The sequence below is a fragment of the Micromonospora okii genome (assembly GCF_020884795.1).
Taxonomy (GTDB): Bacteria; Actinomycetota; Actinomycetes; order Mycobacteriales; family Micromonosporaceae; genus Micromonospora; species Micromonospora okii.
In genome coordinates this window covers 238,052-257,946 of sequence record NZ_BBZF01000018.1, presented here as the reverse complement: position 1 = coordinate 257,946, position 19,895 = coordinate 238,052, and the positions used below count along the sequence as shown (strand labels likewise).

At 75.6% G+C, this 19,895-nt stretch carries 20 protein-coding genes; 8 read left to right on the top strand and 12 right to left on the bottom strand.

Annotation, left to right across the window (positions count from 1 at the left end):
• The first annotated feature begins 37 nt into the window (after window positions 1–37).
• Both LPU43_RS16470 and LPU43_RS16465 read left to right on the top strand, forming a co-directional pair.
• Entirely contained in the window at window positions 38–988 is a 951-nt protein-coding gene (locus LPU43_RS16470; protein WP_229401311.1) for an ATP-binding cassette domain-containing protein, read from the top strand.
• Window positions 985–1,809 carry an ABC transporter permease gene (locus LPU43_RS16465; protein WP_229401310.1) on the top strand — a complete coding sequence of 275 codons (825 nt, stop codon included), beginning with the start codon at window positions 985–987 and terminating at the stop codon, window positions 1,807–1,809. Before LPU43_RS16470 ends, LPU43_RS16465 begins: the two co-directional genes overlap by 4 nt.
• A gap of 66 nt (window positions 1,810–1,875) precedes the next feature.
• Here the strand turns inward: LPU43_RS16465 and LPU43_RS16460 are convergent, their stop codons facing one another.
• The 4 genes from LPU43_RS16460 to LPU43_RS16445 are packed head-to-tail and all read right to left on the bottom strand — an operon-like array spanning window position 1,876 to window position 6,193.
• Window positions 1,876–2,565, bottom strand: a complete 690-nt coding sequence (locus LPU43_RS16460; RefSeq protein WP_229401309.1) for a response regulator — start codon at window positions 2,563–2,565, stop codon at window positions 1,876–1,878.
• Window positions 2,562–4,256 carry a sensor histidine kinase gene (locus LPU43_RS16455; RefSeq protein ID WP_229401308.1) on the bottom strand — a complete coding sequence of 565 codons (1,695 nt, stop codon included), beginning with the start codon at window positions 4,254–4,256 and terminating at the stop codon, window positions 2,562–2,564. The genes LPU43_RS16460 and LPU43_RS16455 overlap by 4 nt, the downstream gene beginning before the upstream one ends.
• Window positions 4,257–4,307: 51 nt before the next feature.
• A complete protein-coding gene (bioD, locus tag LPU43_RS16450) occupies window positions 4,308–5,069 on the bottom strand; it encodes a dethiobiotin synthase (protein WP_229401307.1) in 762 nt (253 codons plus the stop codon).
• Window positions 5,033–6,193: an 8-amino-7-oxononanoate synthase gene (locus LPU43_RS16445; RefSeq protein ID WP_229401306.1), complete on the bottom strand. Its 1,161-nt coding sequence runs from the start codon at window positions 6,191–6,193 to the stop codon at window positions 5,033–5,035. Before LPU43_RS16445 ends, bioD begins: the two co-directional genes overlap by 37 nt.
• A 214-nt stretch (window positions 6,194–6,407) precedes the next feature.
• Here LPU43_RS16445 and bioB point away from each other — a divergent pair, with 214 nt between their 5' ends.
• The 3 genes from bioB to LPU43_RS16430 are packed head-to-tail and all read left to right on the top strand — an operon-like array spanning window position 6,408 to window position 8,181.
• The gene (gene bioB, locus LPU43_RS16440; protein ID WP_229401305.1) at window positions 6,408–7,403 is read left to right on the top strand and encodes a biotin synthase BioB; all 996 of its coding nucleotides are present in this window, start codon (window positions 6,408–6,410) and stop codon (window positions 7,401–7,403) included.
• A gap of 11 nt (window positions 7,404–7,414) precedes the next feature.
• Window positions 7,415–7,663, top strand: coding sequence for a biotin synthase auxiliary protein BsaP (bsaP, locus tag LPU43_RS16435; RefSeq protein WP_373321726.1), 249 nt, complete (start codon window positions 7,415–7,417; stop codon window positions 7,661–7,663).
• A gap of 11 nt (window positions 7,664–7,674) precedes the next feature.
• Window positions 7,675–8,181 carry a GNAT family N-acetyltransferase gene (locus LPU43_RS16430; RefSeq protein ID WP_229401407.1) on the top strand — a complete coding sequence of 169 codons (507 nt, stop codon included), beginning with the start codon at window positions 7,675–7,677 and terminating at the stop codon, window positions 8,179–8,181.
• A 1-nt stretch (window position 8,182) separates the two neighbouring features.
• Here the strand turns inward: LPU43_RS16430 and LPU43_RS16425 are convergent, their stop codons facing one another.
• Window positions 8,183–8,503, bottom strand: coding sequence for a DUF488 domain-containing protein (locus LPU43_RS16425; protein WP_229401304.1), 321 nt, complete (start codon window positions 8,501–8,503; stop codon window positions 8,183–8,185).
• Window positions 8,504–8,680: 177 nt separating this feature from the next.
• Window positions 8,681–9,847, bottom strand: coding sequence for a cellulose binding domain-containing protein (locus tag LPU43_RS16420; RefSeq protein ID WP_229401303.1), 1,167 nt, complete (start codon window positions 9,845–9,847; stop codon window positions 8,681–8,683).
• A gap of 533 nt (window positions 9,848–10,380) precedes the next feature.
• Here LPU43_RS16420 and LPU43_RS16415 point away from each other — a divergent pair.
• Complete coding sequence (locus LPU43_RS16415) at window positions 10,381–10,773, top strand: VOC family protein (protein WP_229401302.1); 393 nt, start codon at window positions 10,381–10,383, stop codon at window positions 10,771–10,773.
• 54 nt (window positions 10,774–10,827) lie between these two features.
• On the opposite strand, the gene LPU43_RS16410 is transcribed toward LPU43_RS16415, so the two are convergent.
• The gene (locus LPU43_RS16410; RefSeq protein WP_229401301.1) at window positions 10,828–11,889 is read right to left on the bottom strand and encodes a GNAT family N-acetyltransferase; all 1,062 of its coding nucleotides are present in this window, start codon (window positions 11,887–11,889) and stop codon (window positions 10,828–10,830) included.
• 165 nt (window positions 11,890–12,054) lie between these two features.
• On the bottom strand, window positions 12,055–12,753 hold the full coding sequence (locus LPU43_RS16405; protein ID WP_229401300.1) for an ACT domain-containing protein: 699 nt from the start codon (window positions 12,751–12,753) through the stop codon (window positions 12,055–12,057).
• A 194-nt stretch (window positions 12,754–12,947) separates the two neighbouring features.
• On the opposite strand from LPU43_RS16405, the gene LPU43_RS16400 reads away from it, so the two are divergent.
• Together LPU43_RS16400 and LPU43_RS16395 are read left to right on the top strand one after the other, a co-directional pair.
• Window positions 12,948–14,060, top strand: coding sequence for a phosphotransferase family protein (locus tag LPU43_RS16400; protein WP_229401299.1), 1,113 nt, complete (start codon window positions 12,948–12,950; stop codon window positions 14,058–14,060).
• Window positions 14,060–15,271 carry an acyl-CoA dehydrogenase family protein gene (locus tag LPU43_RS16395; protein WP_229401298.1) on the top strand — a complete coding sequence of 404 codons (1,212 nt, stop codon included), beginning with the start codon at window positions 14,060–14,062 and terminating at the stop codon, window positions 15,269–15,271. Before LPU43_RS16400 ends, LPU43_RS16395 begins: the two co-directional genes overlap by 1 nt.
• Window positions 15,272–15,328: 57 nt before the next feature.
• Here LPU43_RS16395 and LPU43_RS16390 read toward each other — a convergent pair whose 3' ends face one another.
• From LPU43_RS16390 to LPU43_RS16375, 4 genes are all read right to left on the bottom strand, one after another.
• Entirely contained in the window at window positions 15,329–16,375 is a 1,047-nt protein-coding gene (locus LPU43_RS16390) for a LacI family DNA-binding transcriptional regulator (protein WP_229401297.1), read from the bottom strand.
• Between the two features lie 84 nt (window positions 16,376–16,459).
• A complete protein-coding gene (locus tag LPU43_RS16385) occupies window positions 16,460–17,893 on the bottom strand; it encodes a GH1 family beta-glucosidase (protein ID WP_229401296.1) in 1,434 nt (477 codons plus the stop codon).
• Window positions 17,890–18,789, bottom strand: a complete 900-nt coding sequence (locus LPU43_RS16380; RefSeq protein ID WP_229401295.1) for a carbohydrate ABC transporter permease — start codon at window positions 18,787–18,789, stop codon at window positions 17,890–17,892. Before LPU43_RS16380 ends, LPU43_RS16385 begins: the two co-directional genes overlap by 4 nt.
• 13 nt (window positions 18,790–18,802) lie before the next feature.
• Window positions 18,803–19,789 carry a carbohydrate ABC transporter permease gene (locus LPU43_RS16375; RefSeq protein WP_229401294.1) on the bottom strand — a complete coding sequence of 329 codons (987 nt, stop codon included), beginning with the start codon at window positions 19,787–19,789 and terminating at the stop codon, window positions 18,803–18,805.
• Window positions 19,790–19,895 lie beyond the last annotated feature (106 nt).

The window sequence follows — 19,895 nt, the reverse complement described above, 5'->3', positions numbered from 1 at the left end:
GCGGCGGGCGGGCCACCCGGATCCCTACCGTCGACCCGTGATCACACTACGTGGCCTGACGAAACGATTCGGCGCGACCACCGCCGTCGACGACCTGACCGTCGACGTCACCCCCGGCCGGGTCACCGGCTTCCTCGGCCCGAACGGCGCGGGCAAGTCCACCACCATGCGGATGATCCTCGGCCTGGACCGGCCCACCGCCGGGCGGGCGCTCGTCGCCGGACGGGCGTACCGGGAGCTGCGGCACCCCCTGCACACCGTCGGCGCCCTGCTGGACGCCGGGGCGATCCACCCGGCCCGCTCCGGGCGGGCCCACCTGCTGGCCACCGCGCGCAGCAACGGCATCCCGGCCCGCCGCGTCGAGGAGGTGCTCGGCCTCGTCGGCCTCGACGACCGGGCCGCCGCCAAGCCCGGCCGGGCCCTCTCCCTCGGCATGGGGCAGCGGCTCGGCATCGCCGGGGCGCTGCTCGGCGACCCGCCGGTCCTGCTCTTCGACGAGCCGGTCAACGGCCTCGACCCCGACGGGGTGCGCTGGATCCGGCAGCTCACCCGGTCGCTCGCCGCGCAGGGGCGGACCGTGCTCGTCTCCAGCCACCTGATGAGCGAGATGCAGCAGACCGCCGACCACCTCGTGGTGATCGGCCGGGGCCGGCTGATCACCGACGCGCCCACCGCCGAGGTGATCGCGGGCAGCTCCGCCGCCTCCGTACGGGTCCGCAGCCCCCGGCCCGGCGACCTGACCGCGCTGGCGGAGCGGCTGAGCGCCGACGCGGCCACCGTCACCGTCGACGGGCCGGACGCGCTGACCGTCACCGGCCTCACCGCCGAGCGGGTCGGTGACCTCGCGCACGAACTGGGGGTGCGGCTGCACGAGCTGACCCCGGTCACGGCGTCGCTGGAGCAGGCGTTCATGGCCCTGACCGACGGCAGCGTCGAGTACGCCGCCGGCCGCACCTCCCCCACCCCGCACCGGATCGAGGCCCGATGAGCGCGCAGACCCGCACCGCAGACCCCCGCACCGCAGACCGTCCCGCCCCGCCGACCACCGGCCCCCTGGCCGGGGCCGTCGCCGCCGAGTGGACCAAGCTCTGGTCCGTCCGCTCCACCTGGTGGACGATGCTCGCGGCGGTGCTGCTCACCGCGGTCACCAACCTCCAGCTCGCCATCTACGCCGTCAACGCCAACACCAACGACGACCCCGCCGACGACCCGGGCACCGTCACCGTCGGCAGCGTCGTGATCGACTCCCTGGAGCTCACCCAGTACGCCGTGCTCGCCCTCGGGCTGCTCGCCATGACCGCCGAGTTCGGCACCGGCACGCTGCGGACCACCCTGCGCTGCACCCCGTCGCGCGGGCGCGTACTGCTGGCCAAGGCCGCGGTGACCGGGGCGGTGACCTACGCGCTCGGGCTGCTGCTCGGCGGCGTCGGCGCTCTGGTCGCCGCGGTGGTGCTCGGCGAGTGGGGGGAGGCGCCGCTCGGCGGCACGGCCCGGGACGTCGCCGCGTCGGCGGCCTACCTGGCGCTGGTCGGGGTGCTGGCGCTGGGCCTCGGCGCGGTGCTGCGCAGCCCCGTGCTCACGGTGATCGTCCTGCTCGCGCTGCTGATGATAGTGCCGCTGTCGCTCCAGGAGCCGGGCATCACCGCGCTGACCCGGATCGCCGACGGCTTCCCCGGCGTGGCCGGGGCGCACTTCCTGGCCGGGGACACCGACCCGTACCCGCCGGTGGTGGGGCTGCTGCTGCTCGCCGGCTGGACGGCCGCCGCCCTGGTCGCCGCCCGCGCCGCCCTCCGCCACCGCGACGCCTGAGGTGCAAGGAGGGGCACCTTCTTAACGCATACGGTAGAGAAGGGTGCCCCTCTCACCGCGAGGCATTTACCCGTCGACGAGGCCGGCCTCATGGGCGAGGATCGCGGCCTGCACCCGGTTGCGCACCTCCAGGCGGGTGAAGATGCTGGTCAGGTAGCTCTTCACGGTGCCCTCCACGAGGTGCAGGCGGCGGGCGATCTCGGCGTTGGACAGGCCCGCGCCGACCAGGGCCAGCACCTCGCGTTCCCGGTCGGTCAGCCCGGCGGTGCGGTCCCGCGCCGCCGGGCGGCGGGCCAGCCGGGCGCCGTTCAGCTCGATCACCCGCCGGGCGACCGGCGGCGACAGGTACGCCCCGCCGCCGGCCACCGCCCGCACCCCGGCGATCAGCTCCCGGGGATCGCCGGCCTTGAGCAGGAAGCCGCTGACGCCGTGCCCGAGCGCCCGGGTGACGTGGTCGTCCTCGCCGAACGTGGTGAGCATGACCGTCGCCGTGTCCGGCGCGAGCCGGCGGATCTCGGCGGCGGCGGCGAGCCCGTCGAGGCGGGGCATCCGGATGTCCAGCAGCGCCACGTCCGGCCGGTGCGCCCGGACCAGCTCGACGGCCGCCGCGCCGTCGCCGGCCTCCCCGACGACCTCGATCGCGGGGTCGGCGCCGAGGATCGCCCGGACCCCCGCCCGGATCATCGCCTCGTCGTCGGCCAGCACCACCCGTACGGGCCGGGCACCTTCCGTCGCGTCGTCCCACCGCTCGGTCATCCGTCGATCCGCTCCTTGCTGGCCAGTCGCCCGTCGGAGAAGCAGAGCCGCCAGCTGGCCTGCGCGAACGGGAAGTTGCCGTCGGTGTAGTACTCGCAGTCGGGGCGACCCCCGGCCGTCGGCGGCTCCGCCTGGCGGCGCGGCAGGGCGGTCAGCTCGTGCCGGGGCGCGCCCAGGGGCAGCCGGTCGAACGTCGCCGCGTCGAGGACCGCGCCCGCCGTGGCGAACGGGTAGTAGACCAGGGTGAGCACCAGCGCGAGGACGAGCGGGGCGCCGAGGGCCGTGGCAAGGCTACGCCGGACCCGGCGGCGAGCCTGCCGCAGCCGCCGCTCGGCCTCCCCCGGGCGGGACAGCCCCTCACCCGGCTCGGCCTCCCCCGGGCGGGACGGCACCCCATCCGGGTGGGACAGCGCCTCACCCCGCCCGGCCTCCCCCGGGCGGGGCAGCGCCCACACCGGCTCCGGCGACGCCTCGGCACTCCACGCGGGAAAAACAGGCTCCCCGGGATCGGCGACGTCCGACGGCGCGGGGTGACCGGGTGCGACGCCGGCGAACGACGGGGCTGCGCGGCGGCCGACCGGGAGGCTCGCCCGCACGGCGAAGCCGCCGTCCGGGTGGGGCCCGGCGCGCAGCGTGCCGCCGGCCAGGCGGACCCGTTCGCGGAGGGCGAGCAGGCCCGAGCCGCTGGACGGCGGGCCGGGCAGTGGGCCGGCCGGCGGCGGGGCGTTGACCACGCCCACGTCCAGCCGGCCCGCGCGGCGGGTCAGGGTGACGGTGACCGGGGCGCCGGGGGCGTACCGGGCCGCGTTGGTCAGCGCCTCCCGGACCACCCGGTGCGCGGCGTGCCCGGCGAGCGGGGGCAGGTCGAGCGGGTCGCCGTCCACCCGTACGGCCATCCCGGCCTCGCGGGCCCGGCCGACCAGGTCGGCGACGCTCTCCCCCGCCGGACGGGTCGACGCCGGGCCGCCCTCCTCCCGGAGCACCCCGATGATCTCGTGCAGCCGCTCGGTGGCCGCCGCCACGCTGCCGCGCAGCTCACCGGCCGCCGCCCGGTGCCGCTCCGGCAGGTCGCCGGCGAGTTCGAGGGCGGCGGCGCGCAGCGCGATCAGGCTCAGCTCGTGACCGAGGGAGTCGTGCATCTCCTGCGCGATCCGGGCCCGTTCCCGCAGCCGGATCCGCTCGGCCACGCCGCGCCGCTCCCGGGCCACCGCCTCGGCGTGCCGCTCCCCCGCCACCGCGAGGTCGTGCTGCTGCCGCCGGTAGCGGCCGACCAGCCACGGGAACACCCCGGCGAACAGCAGTACGCAGGCGAGCAGGAACCAGGTGGTGGCCCCGGTGTCGAGCAGCCCCACGTTCAGGGCGGTGCCGCCGGCGGCGATCAGCCCGAAGACCGCCGCGGCGGGGGCCGCCCCGGGGCTGCGCCGTCCCGTCAGGTAGCTCAGGACGGGGATGGCGAAGACGAAGTTGCCGTTCACCAGGGAGCCGAGCACCACGAGGACCAGCCCGGGCAGCGGCCGGCGGTCGGCCAGCCGCACCGCGACGGCGAGCAGCAGCAGCGAGGCCAGCACGAGCAGCAGGTGGGAGCGGTCGTACGGGGGCGTGAGCAGGGGGTAGCCGATCGGGGCCGCGAGCGCCGCCCAGAGCAGCCCCTCCCGCAGCAGCCGCCCGTCGTCTCCCCGTCCCCACCGCACGGCGGCCAGGCTACCGACGGTCGGCGGGGCCGGGCACCGACGAAAGTCAGGTCAGCCCGCGTCCTCGGCCCAGGCCCGCCAGTCGTCGAGCACCCCGTACAGGGCGGGGGTGAGCCAGCCGGGCGCGGAGCGGCGGAACACCCCCGGGTCCATCCGCCCGGCGCCGTCGGGCAGCGCGCCGAGCAGGTGGGGCAGCAGCTCGGTCAGGTTGGCCCAGTGCACCAGCTCCGGCTCCGCCGGCCAGGCGCCGATCACCACCCCCGCCGGGACGGCCCGCCGGTCGAGGGCCTCCAGGGTCAGCGCGGTGTGGTTGAGGGTGCCGAGGCCGGGGCGGGCCACCACGACGGCCGGCGCGCCGAGCGCCACCGCCAGGTCGGCCAGCGTCCAGGGCTCGCCCGAGGGGCGCAGCCCCATCGGTACGAGCAGCCCGCCGGCCCCCTCGACCAGCACCAGGTCGTGCTTGTCGGCCTCCTCGCGGATCGCGTCGACGGCCTGGTACAGCTCCAGCGGCTCCAGCCCCGCCACCCGCGCGGCGGCCAGCGGGGCGAGCGGGTCGGGGTAGCTGGCCAGCGTCCGGCCGGTGAGCGGGGCGGCCAGCCGGGTCACCGTGTCGACGTCGCCGGGCTCGCCGGTGGCCGTACCGGTCTGTCCGGGCTTGACCACCGCGACCCGCAGCCCGGCGGCCTGGGCGGCGGCCGTCACGGCCGCGGTCACCACCGTCTTGCCGACCTCCGTGTCGGTGCCGGTGACCAGCACCGGCCCGGTCCACGCCGCGCTCACGACGTCACCTCCACCCGTTCCCCCGGTGCGCATTCCACGATCACGTCGAGGGCCCGTTCGAAGTCCGCCCGGTCGACCCCGACGCTGATCGTCAGCCGCAGCCGGGACCGGCTGTCCGGGGTGGACGGCGGGCGGAAGCAGCCGACGGCCACCCCCTTGTCGGCGCAGTCGGCGGCCCAGGCGGTGGCCGCCTCGGGCCCGGGCGCGGTCACCGACACCACGGCGGCGTCCGGCGCGGAGACGGCCAGCCCGGCGGCACGCAGCCGGGCCACGGCGCGGTCGGCGCGGTCGGCCAGCTCGGCGCGCAGGCCGTCGCCGGCGCGGGCCAGGCGCAGCGCGGCGCGCACCCCGGCGGCCACGGCCGGCGGCGGGGCGGTGTCGAAGATGAAGGTCCGGCTGGTCTCCACCAGGTGCCGGACGAACTCGGCCGGGCCGGCGACGACGCCGCCCGCGCCGCCGAGCGCCTTGGACAGGGTGGCGGTGACCACCACGTCGGGCGCGCCCGCCAGGCCGGCGGCGGCCACCCCGCCCGCGCCGGCCGGGCCGAGCACGCCGAGCGCGTGCGCGTCGTCGACCAGCAGCAGGGCCCCGTGCCGGCGGGCCACGGCGTGCAGTTCGGCGAGGGGGGCGAGGTCGCCGTCGACGGAGAAGACCGACTCGGTGACCACCACGGCCGGGCGGCCGGGCGCGGCGGCGAGGGCGCGGGCCACCGCCGCCGGGTCGGCGTGCGGGGTGACCACGGTCTCCGCGCCGGAGATCCGGCAGCCGTCGATGAGCGAGGCGTGGTTGTGGGCGTCGGAGACGAGCAGGGTACGCGGCTGCGTCAGCGCCCGGACCGCGCCCAGGTTGGCCAGGTAGCCGGAGGAGAACACCAGGCCGGCGTCGGTGCCGAGCCAGTCGGCGAGGGCCGCCTCCAGCCCGTGGTGCGCGTCGGTGGAGCCGCGCACCAGCCGCGAGCCGGTCGCGCCCAGCCCGTACGCGGAGAGGGCCTGCGCCGCCGCGCCCGTGACCTCGGGGTGGGTGGCCAGGCCGAGGTAGTCGTTGCCGGCCAGGTCGACCACGGCGTCGCCGGCGGCCCGGGGCCGCAGCCGGCGGGTCAGCCCCGCCTTCGCCCGCAGCTCGGCGCGGCGGTGCAGCCCTGCCAGCCAGTCCGCCACCGCCACGCTCCCCACGTCCCGCCGATCCGGCCGCCCGGCCCGCCTCCGCCGGGCGAAGTTACCACCAGCGGCGGTCCACCCGGCGTGGCGCGGGCCCGGCACGCGGGCCACCGGGGCCGGGCGATCGGAGTGGCCCGGGTCGGGCAGGGGGGTCGGTCGGGCTCCGCGTGTCGGCCGTTCCTGCGGGCCGGGGTGGCCTTGTAGGGTACGAGCCATGGCAGAGATCCTCGACCAGGCCCGCACCCAGGTGCTGGGCAACGGCGTCGGCCTCGACGAGGCCGGCGTCCTCGCCGTGTTGACCCTGCCGGACGAGCAGCTCCCCGCCGCCCTCCAGCTCGCCCACGAGGTGCGGATGCGCTGGTGCGGCCCGGAGGTCGAGGTCGAGGGCATCGTCTCGCTGAAGACCGGCGGCTGCCCGGAGGACTGCCACTTCTGCTCCCAGTCCGGCCTGTTCGCCTCGCCGGTGCGCTCGGTGTGGCTGGACATCCCCTCCCTGGTGGAGGCGGCGAAGCAGACGGCGGCGACCGGGGCTACCGAGTTCTGCATCGTGGCCGCCGTGCGCGGCCCCGACGCCCGGCTGATGAAGCAGATGCGCGAGGGCGTGGCCGCCATCAAGGCGGAGGTCGACATCCAGGTCGCCGCGTCGCTCGGGATGCTCACCCAGGAGCAGGTCGACGAGCTGGTCGACATGGGCGTGCACCGCTACAACCACAACCTGGAGACCTGCCGCTCCTACTTCCCGAACGTGGTCACCACGCACTCCTGGGAGGAGCGCTGGGAGACGCTGCGGATGGTCCGCGAGTCCGGCATGGAGGTCTGCTGCGGCGGCATCCTCGGCCTGGGCGAGACGGTGGAGCAGCGGGCCGAGTTCGCCGCGCAGCTCGCCGAGCTGGACCCGCACGAGGTGCCGCTGAACTTCCTCAACCCGCGCCCGGGCACCCCGCTCGGCGACCAGCCGGTGGTGGAGGGCAGGGACGCGCTGCGGGCCATCGCCGCGTTCCGGCTGGCGATGCCGCGCACCATCCTCCGGTACGCGGGCGGACGCGAGATCACCCTCGGCGACCTGGGCACCCGGGACGGCCTGCTCGGCGGGGTCAACGCGGTCATCGTCGGCAACTACCTGACCACGCTGGGGCGCTCGGCCACCGACGACCTGAAGCTGCTCGAAGAACTGAAGATGCCGGTCAAGGCCCTGTCGGCGACCCTGTGACGCCGCCGCCGATGACCGCCGAGCCGCCAATGACCGCCGAGCAGGCCGTGACGCCGACGAACACCGGGCCGACCGTGACGCCGCCGTGGTGCGACCGGTGCGGGGAGGCGGCCGACGCCGGCGACCACGCGGCCTGCTGGGCGGCGCGCGAGCTGGAGCCGCCCCGGTTCTGCGCGCGCTGCCGCCGCCGGATGAAGGTGCAGGTCGTGCCGGCGGGCTGGTCGGCGGTCTGCGTCGAGCACGGCGAGCGGCGGGGCTGAGTCGGGTGCCGGTGCTGCGGGGCAAGGCGGTCACGCTGCGGCCGGCGACGGAGGACGACGTGCCCGCGCTGGCGGCGATCCGGGCCACCCCGGAGGTGCGGCGCTGGTGGCGCGGCGACGACGACCTGGCCGCCGCCATCCGCGCGGACCTGGCCGACGAGGCGCTGACCATCCACGTCGTCGAGCACGCCGGCCGGGTCGTCGGCGCCATCCAGTGGTACGCCGAGAGCGACCCCGAATACCGGCACGCCGGCATGGACATCTTCCTCGCCCCCGAGGTGCACGGCGGCGGGCTCGGCGGGGACGCCGTCCGCACCCTGGCCCGGCACCTCGTCGACGACCACGGCCACCACCGGCTGACCGTCGACCCGGCCGCGGCCAACACCGCCGCGATCCGGGCGTACGCGAAGGTCGGTTTCCGCCCGGTCGGCGTGCTGCGCCGCTACGAGCGCGGCGCGGACGGCCGCTGGCACGACGGCCTGCTGATGGACCTCCTCGCCGACGAGCTGTCCGACTGACTCAGCCGTCCCAGACGAGGTGGCCGTCGGGTAGGCGGCGGGCTCCCGCAGCGGGCGTGTGCGGGCTGAGCCGCCACCGTCCACCAGGTGTCCGGCTCCGGTCCCCTTTGCGGATGTGCCGGCGGCCGCCGAGGCGCGGCTCCCAGCGGTAGTCGACGCCCCGCTCCGGTAGCCAGCCTTCGAGCGCCTCCCGCCGCACGTCCGGGTTGCTCCGGCTGGCCGGGTACCGCCGCACGTCCACCACCAGCGCCACCCCGGCGCCGGCAAGCAACTCCCCCAGCCGCCCCCGATCGGCGGCCCCGTGCCCCACGGTCAGCAACATACGGACAGCATGCCCCGGGCCGGCGGCGCACCGAGTCTGCATGAGGGCCCGGCGGCCCGGCGGGTCCCCGTGCGGTCCCGGCTCGACAGCCGACCGCCCGGGAGGCCGGGGGCGCCAGGATCGTGGCCGGTCACCGCCCGCACGCAACGGTGACCGGCCACGTTCGGGTGGACGGGGTCAGACGGTGATGCAGGGGACGCCGTTGAGGGTGAAGGTGCCGGGCCTCGGGGTGGCCCCGGTGTGGGTGCCGGTGAAGCCGAAGCCGGTCGACGCCCCCGGCGCCAGGGTGCCGTTGTAGGAGACGTTCGACGCCCGCACGGCGGTGCCGATCTGGGTGATGGTGGCCGACCAGCCGTGGGCCACCTTCTGGCCGACGTCGGGGAAGGTGAACGCCAGGGTCCAGGCGCCGAGCGCGGTCGGGCCGGTGTTGGTGACGGTGATGTTCGCGCTGAAGCCGGTGCCCCAGTCGCTGGTGGCGTAGGCGACCCGGCACGTCGGCGGGGGCAGGGTCGGCGACGGCGTCGGGGTGGGCGTGCCGGTGGTGGTCACGGTGACGACCGGCGACGGGGTGGACGGGTTGCCGGCGGCGTCGAACGCGATCACGTAGAACGCGTACGTGGTGGCGGGGCTCAGCCCGGTGACCGCGTGGCTGGTGCCGGCGACCGTGTCGACGACGGAGTGCACCGGCCAGCTCGTTCGGTAGACCTGGTAGCCGACGACCCCGACGTCATCGGTGGACGGCCCCCAGGTGAGGGTGGCCCCGTTCGGGCCGACGGCCGAGGCGGTCGGCGCGCCGGGCGGGGTGGGGCCGATGACGTCCGGGCCGGTCCCGGCCGGGGTGGCCACCGCGAGCACCGGCGAGGACGCCGAGGTGTTGCTGGCGTGGTCGCGGGCGCGCACCCAGAACCGGTAGTTGCGGGCCGGCGCGAGCGAGGTCAGGGTCAGGGTGTTGGTGAGGCTGCGGTGCAGGTTGAGCGCGTCGCTGCCGACCGTCTCCTGGGTGATCTCGTATCCGGCCAGGCCGCTGCCCCCGGTGTCGGTGGAGGCGGCCCAGGTCAGCGTGAGCCCGGTGGGGGTGACCCCGGACGCGACCGGGGTGCCGGGGACGGTGGGCGGCACGTTCTCCGGGGGCATCAGGTTGACGGCGGGCGCGGCCGAGGCGGGCGCGAGGTGCGGGACGGCGACGGTCAGGGCGAGGCCGGCCACCAGGGCCGCGCCGGCGGCGAGCAGGCGGCGCGGCCGGGGCCGGGCGCGGCGGGCGCGCGGGGGCGGCTCGGCGGCGGGGCGGGGGGATCGCTCCCCGGTGGGGCGTGGCGACTCGGACGGCGGGATCGCGTGGCGCATGTGGACGCTCCTGACGGGGAGAAGTCCCGGCGGGCCCGGCCGGACGCGGGGCCGGCGTCGCTGGCCGGGGCCGGCGGGACGTGGTGGTGGGGTGACGGGGGTTGCCACGAGCGCGCGAGCACCCCAGCGCATGGATGCTCGACGATGTATCGAGCGTACCGCGCCAGGGCGCAGGGAGCGGTCCCGCTGCGGCGCGGGATTCGCCGCGGATCAGCCGGTGACCGTGCTCCAGGTCGGCGGCATGACGCCTTCCACCGCGCCTGATCGCCCCACGTCGGCGACATGGAGTCGATCAGCCGAGCAATCGTGACCGTCGTGCCCCCGGTCGACCGGTGGCGCAGGTGCGCGGGAGCGACGGGGCGGCGACGTGCTGGCGCCTGTGGGGCCATCGCTGTCAGCCACCCGTGGCTGCTCATGGTGGTGTCGGCGAGGCCGGGAGAGGCGTGGATCACGTCCCGACCCCACTGGCCGGCCGTCACCGACAGGTTTCGGGGCAACCTGCTCGACGCCCGCGCCTGCGGTACCGTCGCGGAGTGGCGACGCTCGCGCAGATCTCCCTCGGCGTGTCCGACCCCGAGCGGGCGGGCCGGTTCTGGGCCGCCGCGCTGGGCTACGAGCGGAAGCCGCCGCGCTTCCCCGGCGACGACTGGATCGTGCTCGCGCCGCCGCCCGGCGTCCCCGGCACGGCCCTCGCGCTGGACCTCAGCGAGAGCCCCGTCGAGGAGTTCCCCCGCGTCCACATGGACCTGACCGCCGGCGGCCGGGACCTCGACGGCGAGGTGGACCGCCTCGTCGCGCTCGGGGCGCGCCGGGTCGACTGGCAGCACTACCCGGCGGCGCTCGAGCCGGGCGCGCCGCCGTACGTCGTGCTGGCCGACACCGAGGGCAACCGCTTCTGCGTCTCCGGCCGGCCGCTGCCCCGCTGACCCGGGAACGCCCCACCCACTGGCCCGAGAACGGGGAACGGCGGCGCGGCCCGGTCAGCGGCGCTGGGCCGGCACCACCCCGGGAGCCGGGGTAGCGGCGAGCGGCACGGTGATGGTGACCACGGGCCCGTCGCGCTCGGCCGTCGTGGGTCGGGCGAGCCGGGCGAGGGTACGCAGCATCGGCCCGTTCTCCGACTGCACGTGCAGCAGCAGCGCCGCGAGGCCCGCCCGCTCGGCGTGGCCGACCAGCCGACGCAGCAGGGCCGTGCCCAGGCCCCTGCGCTGCCAGTCGTCGCGCACCAGCAGCGCCACCTCGGCCTCGTCGCCCTCGGCGAGCAGGTTCGCCAGCGCGACGACCGGCCCCGCCCCCTCGCCGGAACCGGTCGTCGTCGCGACGAGGGTCAGGCCCCGGGCCGGCTCCAGCAGCCGCCGCAGCCGCCCCGGCGCGGGCAGCGTGGCCCCGCCGAGGTACCGGCGCTGCCGGCTGCGCGCGGAGCAGCGCCGGTGCATCTCCTGTACGCCCGCCAGGTCGTCAACGGTCGCCGGCCGGACCGTCAGCTCGGCGCCGCCGGGCAGGACGACGGTGCACTCGTCGGCGGCCCGGCGGGCCACGGTCGCCGCCAGCTCGGCGAGCGCCTGGGCCCGGGCGTACTCGGCCGGGGTGAAGGTCGGCGCCGCCCGACGCAGCTCGTACGCCCCGCCGGCCGGATCCGGCAGGACCATGGTCGTGCCGGCGACGCCGCCGCTGACCCGCGCGGACCGCCACGTCACCTCGTCGGCGCCGAGCAGGGCCCGCAGCGTCTCCCCGATCGCCTCCGGGTCGCGCGCCAGCCGGGTGGCCAGCCCGAGCACCCGGGTGGGCTGGTCGACCAGGCCCCGCGCCTCGCTGCGCGCCACCCAGCAGTCCCGGCCCCGGCCCCGTTCCACGGCGGCGACCAGCGCCGCCGCGTCGATCGTGTCGGGCGCGTCGACGAGGAAGTCGTCGACCGCGCCCGCCTCGGTGGTGTGCACCTGCACGGAGAGGATGTTGACCCCGCGCAACGCGAGGCTCGCCGTGAGCACCGACAGGTAGCCCGGCCGGTCGTCAACGGTGGCCCGGATCCGCCACAGCGTCATGGTTGTCTCCCTTCCTCGGCCACGACGATGCCGGTCGGCTGTTGCCGGGCCGTTGCCCGACGGTGACGGCCCGGGAACCGGGGGGCATGACCTCCGTCACGGCCCGCCCGACCGTCACGGCCGTCGGACCGTCAACGGCCGGCCGACCGTCACGGCCCGCCCGACTCAGCCGCCGGACACCACCGGCGGCGCCCCCACCAGGTCCAGCCGGTCGCCGAGGATCACCGCGCCGGCCCGGACGAGCTGGGCGAGCCGGTCCACCTCCGTGCAGTGGAACGCGGCGGGCGTCAGCGTCGCGGTGTCCTCCCGGGCCACCACGAGCACCAGCCCGGCCCGGCCGAACGGCGCGACCGCGTGGTGGGTGCCGTCGGCGGCGGTCAGCGCGCGGGCCCGCAGCGGGGTGAGCCCGGGCAGCCGGGGCGGGACGGGGGCGCGCCAGCTCGCGTACGCCACGGTCGCCTCGCCGCCGCCGCGCGACGCCCAGTCCAGCGGGACCACCGCCGCCACCGCCCAGTCGGCGGCGAGCAGCCCGGGAACCGCGTCGACGAGGGTGGCCAGCCCCTCGGCCGGGTTGCCCGCGACCTGGGCCAGCAGCTCGGCGTCCTGCCCGGTGGTGGTGGGCGCGCCGATGGCCCGCCAGGTCCCGTCGACCCGCACGCCGGGGATGGCGGCCAGGCCGGCCAGCAGCCGCTCCACCCGCGCGGCGCCCGGCCACACCACCGTGAAGTCGTCGACAGCCCGCCCGCCGAGCCGCTCCAGGACGACGACCTGGACGATGTCGGCGCCGCAGACGCCGAGGGTGCGGGCCACCTGGCCGAGGGCCCCGGGGCGGTCCGGCAGGGTCACCCGAACTCTCAGCAACATGGTCGTCCCTCCGCTCGGCGGGCCGGCGCGGTTGCCGGCGGGCTGCGTCCCAGCCTGCCCGCTGACCGTTTCGCCCCTGTTGCCGTGTCATGTCCCCCGGGGAAATCCCGCCCGGTCGTCCGAAGGGGCCGCGCCGGATCCCGCCGGGGAAGTCCCGCCTTGACAAGGTGTCCGAGCTGCCATCAACTATCCGGATGACCGATCCGGGCGTCGCCGAGGCGGGCACCGACCCCAGCGCGAACGCCCCCCGGGGGCTGGATCTCGACCGGCTCGCCGCGTACCTGGCCGTCCACCTGCCCGAGCTGGCCGCCGCGCCACTGCGGGCCCGGCTCATCGCTGGCGGCAGGTCCAACCTGACGTACCTGCTCCGCTGCGGCGACCGGGAGGTGGTGCTGCGCCGGCCCCCGCTCGGGCACGTGCTGGCCACCGCGCACGACATGGCCCGGGAGTACCGGGTCGTCTCGGCGCTCGCCCCGACCCGCGTGCCGGTCCCCGCCACGCTGCTGTCCTGCGCCGACACCGACGTGATCGGCGCGCCCTTCTACCTGATGAGGAAGGTCGACGGCGAGGTGTTCCGCAGCCGGTCGCAGACCGACCTGCTGACCTCCGGCCAGCGCCGGGGCCTGGCCATGACGATGATGGCCGTCCTCGCCGCCCTGCACGCGGTCGACCCGGCCTCGGTCGGGCTGGCCGACTTCGGTCGCCCCGAGGGCTTCCTCGGCCGGCAGGTCCGCCGCTGGGCCGGCCAGCTCGACGCCTCCCGCAGCCGCCCGCTGCCCGGCGTCGACGAGCTGCGCGACGCGCTCGCCGGCACCGTGCCCGAGGGGGTGAACGCGGGCCGCATCGTGCACGGGGACTACCGCCTGGACAACATCGTCGCCGTGGTCAGCCCTCCGCCCGGGGTCACGCCGGTGGTATGCGGCGGCGTGGTGGCGCTACGGGCGGTGCTGGACTGGGAGATGGCCACGCTCGGCGACCCGCTCGCCGACCTGGGGCTCCTGCTGACGTACTGGGACGTCCTGGGCGGCCACGACGCCCCCGACAACCCCGTCGCAGACGGGCTCGGCCCGCGCGCCGGCTTCCCCACCGGGGCGGAGCTGATCGAGCGGTACGCCCGGGAGAGCGACGTCGACGTCGGCCCGCTGCACTGGCACGTCGCCCTCGGCTGTTTCAAGCTCGCGGTGATCTGCGAGGGGATCCACTACCGGCACACGCTCGGGCAGACCCTCGGCGAGGGCTTCGACCGGATCGGCGAGATGGTGGCGCCGCTGGTCGCGCACGGGCTGCGCGCAGTCAGGGAGAAGTGATGGACTTCCGGTACGACGAGCGCACCGAGGAGCTGCGTGGGCGGCTCGGCGCGTTCCTCGACGAGTGCGTCCACCCGGCGGAGGCCGTGCACGCCGAGCAGGTCGCGGCGGCCGGCGACCCGTGGGCCCGCCCGCCGGTGCTGGAGGAGCTGAAGGCCGAGGCGCGCCGCCGCGGCCTGTGGAACCTCTTCTTTCCCGACCCCCGCTACGGCGCGGGGCTGACCAACCTCCAGTACGCCCCGCTGGCCGAGCTGACCGGGCGCAGCCCGCACCTGGCCCCGGAGGCGGTCAACTGCGCCGCCCCGGACACGGGCAACATGGAGCTGCTGGCCGAGTTCGGCTCCGAGGCGCAGCGGGAGCGCTGGCTCAGGCCGCTGCTCGACGGCGAGATCCGCTCGGCGTTCTGCATGACGGAGCCGGAGGTGGCCTCCTCCGACGCCACGAACATCGCCACCCGGATCACCCGCGACGGCGACTCCTACGTGGTCGACGGGCGCAAGTGGTGGTCGTCCGGGGCGATGGACCCGCGCTGCGAGGTCTTCGTCGTGATGGGCAAGACCGACCCCGACGCCGACCGGCACCACCAGCAGAACATGATCCTGGTTCCCCGGGACACGCCGGGCGTCATCGTGCGGCGCGGCCTGACGGTCTTCGGCTACAGCGACGCCGCCCACGGCGGGCACGCGGAGATCGACTTCACGGGCGTCCGGGTGCCGGCGGAGAACCTGGTGGGCGCGGAGGGCGAAGGCTTCGCCATCGCCCAGGCCCGGCTCGGCCCGGGGCGCATCCATCACTGCATGCGGCTGGTCGGCATGGCCGAGCGGGCCCTGGAACTGCTCTGCCGCCGGGTCAGCGAGCGGGTCGCGTTCGGCCGGCCGCTGGCCGAGCAGGGCGTGGTGCGCGAGTGGATCGCCGAGTCGCGGGTCCGCATCGAGCAGGCCCGGCTGCTGGTGCTCAAGACGGCGTGGCTGATGGACACCGTCGGCAACCGGGGCGCGCACACCGAGATCCAGGCCATCAAGATCGCCACCCCGGCGATGGCGGAGTGGGTGATCGACAAGGCCGTCCAGGCGTACGGGGGCGCGGGGGTCAGCCAGGACACCCCGCTCGCCGCCCTCTGGGCGCAGGCCCGCACGCTGCGCCTCGCCGACGGCCCCGACGAGGTCCACCGCGCCTCACTGGCCAGGCGCGAGCTGCGCCGCTGGGCCTGACCCCGCCGCCGGCCGGGCGTAACGCGGCCCGGCGGCCGGGCGACGCCGCCCCGGCGTTCAGGCGGAGGCGCGGCGGACCATGTGGGTGTCGAGCAGGACGTGGTTGGCGGGGACGTCCTCGCCGCGCACCCGGGCGACGAGCAGGTGGGCCATCTGCCGGCCCATCTCCTCGACCGGCTGGAAGACGGTGGTCAGCGGCGGGTCGGCCTGCCGGGCCACCGGCGCGTCGTCGAAGCCGATCACCGCCACGTCCTCCGGCACCCGCCGCCCGGCGGCCCGCAGCGTGCGCAGCGCGCCGAACGCCATCAGGTCGGAGGCGACGAAGACCGCGTCGAGGTCCGGGCAGACCTCCAGCAGCCGCCCCATGCACGCCGCCCCGCTGCCCTCGCTGAAGTCGCCGTACGCGATGAGGTCCGGGTTGAGCCCGGCCCCGGTGGCCTGGACGGCCTGCCGGTAGCCGGTGAGGCGGGCCAGGCCGGCGCCCATGTCCTGGGTGCCGGCGATGGTGGCGATCCGCCGCCGCCCGGAGGCGAAGAGGTACTCCACCGCCTGCCGGGCGCCCCCGACGTTGTCCACGTCGACGTAGTACGCCGGCTGCGCGCCGGGTTGCAGCATCCGGGCCGGCCGGCCGCCGAGCACGGTCGGCAGGCCGCGCTCCTCCAGCAGGGTGGGCAGCGGGTCGGAGTCGTGCAGCGACAGCAGCAGGACCCCGTCGACGTGCTGGTTGGTCAGGTGGTGCTCGACCCGCTCGCGCTCGACCGGGGACTGGACCATGGCCAGCCAGAGCTGCATGGGGGTCTCCAGCAGCGCCGAGCTGATGCCCCGGACGATCCCGGCGAAGAACGGCTCGGTGAAGACCCGGTCGCCGGACTCGGAGACGACCAGCGCCACCGAGTCGGTGCGCTGGGTGACCAGCGCGCGGGCGGCGCGGTTCGGCACGTACCCCAGCTCGGCGATGGCCTGCTGCACGGCGGCCCGGGCCTCCGGGCTCACCTGGGGTGAGCCGTTCACCACCCGGGAGACGGTGCCGCGCCCGACGCCGGCGCGGGCGGCGACCGCGTCGAGGGTCGGGCGCCCGAGCGACCGCGTGCGCTGCGTTGTCATTGTCTGCTCCTCCGACCTCGGGCGGCCCCGGCGCGCCCCCGACCGGGGGTGGTGCCGGGCCCGCCCGTCACTGGCTGGCCCTCGCTATTGTGCGGCCAGACCGTTGCGTCGGATCACCTCGGCGTACCACCTGGCGCTGGACTTGGGGATGCGCGCCTGGGTGTCGTAGTCGACGTGGACCATGCCGAAGCGCTTCGTGTATCCCCAGGCCCACTCGAAATTATCCATGAGCGACCAGGCGAAGTAGCCCCGCAGGGGCACCCCGGCGTCGATGGCGGCGTGCGCCGCGCGCAGGTGGGCGTCGAAGTAGGCCAGCCGGTCGGCGTCGTCGACCCGGCCGTCCACCACGGCGTCGACGAACGCCGAGCCGTTCTCGGTCACGTAGAGCGGCAGGTCGGTGTACTCGCGGCGCACCCGCAGCAGGGTCTCGACCAGCCCGGGGGCGTCGATCTCCCAGCCCATGTCGGTGACCGGGACGCCCCGGGTGACGAACCGGACGTCCTCGCTGCCCGGCCAGCAGGTCGGGGCCCGCCAGTACGGCTCCGGCTGCTCCCCGTCGACCGGCGCGGCGACCACGTGCCGGCTGTAGTAGTTGACCCCGACCAGGTCGAGCGGGGTCGAGACGGTCTCCAGGTCGCCGTCGCGGACGTGCCCGAAGTCCGTCACCGCCGCCAGGTCGGCCCGCAGATCCTCCGGGTACGCCCCGCGCAGCAGCGGGTCGAGGAAGAAGCGGTTGGCCAGCGCGTCGATCCGCCGGGCCGCGTCCGCGTCGGCGGGGGCGTCGCTGGCCGGGGTGACCGGGTAGAGGTTCACCGTGACGCCGAGCCGGGCCGCCGGGCGCGCCGCCCGCAGCGCCTGGACGGCGAGGCCGTGGCCGAGCATGAGGTGGTGCCCGGCGCGGACCGCGTCCGCCGCGTCGGTACGCCCCGGCGCGTGCGCCCCGGAGCCGTACCCGAGGAACGCCGAGCACCACGGCTCGTTCAGCGTGGTCCAGTAGCGCACCCGGTCGCCGAGCGCGTCCGCGACGAGCTGGGCGTAGTCGGCGAAGCGGGCGGCGGTGTCCCGGGCCGGCCAGCCGCCGGCGTCCTCCAGCGGCTGGGGCAGGTCCCAGTGGTAGAGGGTGAGCCACGGCTCGATGCCGTGGCCGAGCAGCTCGTCGACCAGCCGCCGGTAGAAGTCCAGCCCCTCGGGGTTGGCCGCGCCGCGACCGCCGGGCTGCACCCGGGGCCAGGACACCGAGAACCGGTACGACGCCAGGCCCAGCTCGGCCATGAGGCGCACGTCGTCGGGCATCCGGTGGTAGTGGTCGCAGGCCACGTCGCCGGTGTGGCCGGCGACGGTGCGCCCCGGCGTGTGGCTGAAGGTGTCCCAGATCGACGGGGTACGGCCGCCCTCGGTGGCCGCCCCCTCGATCTGGTACGCGGCGGTCGCGGCGCCCCACAGGAAGCCGGGCGGGAAGGTCAGCTCCGCGCCCTGGTCGAGGAGGCCGACGGCGGGCGGACGACTCGGATCGCTCACGACTTGACGGCACCTTCCATGATCCCGCCGATGATCTGGCGGCCGAACAGGACGAACACGACGAACAGCGGCAGCGTCGCGATCAACGTACCGGCGAAGATCTGCGAGTTGTCGGCGAAGTACGCCGTGTTGAGGCTGCGCAGGGAGATCTGCACCGTCGGGTTCGCCGGGTCGGCGAGCACCACGAACGGCCAGAAGAACTGGTTCCACTGCTCCATGAAGGTGAGCAGGCCGAGCACCGCCGCCGCCGGCCGCAGCGCGGGGACGACGACGTGCCAGTAGACGCGCCAGGTGGAGCAGCCGTCCACCCGGGCCGCCTCGATCAGCTCGTTGGGGACGGCCTGCTCGGCGTACTGGCGCATCATGAAGATGCCGAAGCCGCCGATGAGGAACGGCACGGTGACCGACGGCATGGTGTTCAGCCAGTCCAGCTCGGCCATCAGGATGTACAGCGGCAGCACGCCGAGCTGGATCGGCACCATCATCGAGGCCAGGATGACCAGCAGCATCGCGTTCTTGCCCCGGAAGCGCAGCTTGGCGAAGGCGAAGCCGGCCAGGGAGCCGAAGAAGACGGTGGCGACCGTGATCGTCCCGGAGACCAGGAACGAGTTCATCAGCCCCTTGACGATGTTGGCGTCGCCGTTCTCCAGCACCCGCTGGATGTTCTCGCCGAGCTTGCCGCCGGGCAGGAACGGCGGCGGCCAGGAGTTGGCCGCGTCGTTCGTGCGGGAGGCGATGACGATCATCCAGTAGAACGGGAACAGGGAGAGGAGCACGCCGAGGACCAGCCCGAGCCAGGTCAGCGGGGTGGCCTTCCAGAGCCGGTCGGCCTTGTGGGATTCGCGCGGCTGCTTTCGGGCCGGGCGCGCGGGTGGGCGGAGCGTCGTGGTCGTCATCTGGGCGCAACCCTCACTTGTCCGAGCTGATGCGGCGGGCGAACAGGTAGTTCACCAGCGACATCAGCGCGATGAGCAGGAACAGCACGAGCGCCACCGCACCGGCGTACCCCCAGCGGAAGCGGGTGTTCATCACGTCGAGCAGGTACATGGTGATGGTCTGGAACTGCCCCTCGGAGCCGCCGGAGATGCCCCCGGCGCCGCTGGTGAACATCAGCGGCTCGGTGAAGAGCTGCAGGCCGCCGATGGTCGAGACGATCAGCGTGAAGATGATCGTCGGGCGGAGCTGCGGAATGGTGATCGACCAGAACTGGCGGCGGCGGGACGCGCCGTCCAGCGACGCCGCCTCGTACATGTCCTTGCTGATCGACTGCATGGCCGCGAGGTAGATCAGGGCGTTGTAGCCGATCCAGCGCCAGTCGACCATGGTGGAGATGGCGAACCAGGAGGCGAGGCGGTTCGCCCGCCAGTCGATCGGGTCGATGCCGACCAGGTCGAGCAGCCAGTTGGCCAGGCCGAACTCCTTCGCGTAGATCATCGAGAAGATCAGCGCCACCACGGCGGTGGAGGTGATGATCGGCATCGCGATGGCCATCCGGAAGAAGGTCTGCGCGCGCAGCTTCCGGTTCAGGGCGTTGGCCAGCAGCAGCGCCAGCATGAGCTGCGGCACGGTGGAGAGCACGAACATGCCGAACGTGTTGCCCACGGCGTTCCAGAACTGCGGGTCTTCGGTCAGCAGCTCGACGAAGTTGTCCAGGCCGACGAAGCTGATCGTCGCGTTCATCGGCGACCGGTCGGTGAGCGCGATCCAGACGGTGTATCCGATCGGGTACGCGCTGAAGACGGCGAAGATCACGAAGAACGGCAGGACGTACAGGTACGGGGAGAACTTCAGGTCCAGCCGGCTGAGGGAGGCCCGGCGGCGGCGCGCGTCGCGGGCGCGGCGGTGGGGGTCACCGCCCTCGCCGGGGGGCGCTGCGGTGTGGAGGTCCAGGCTCATCGACGGTCCTTCTCGTCGGTCGGCGCGACCCGCCGCGCGGGCGACGCCGGGGGCTAACCGGCACCACGGGTGGCGCCGACAGTGCCCCTGTCGGCGCCACCCACGG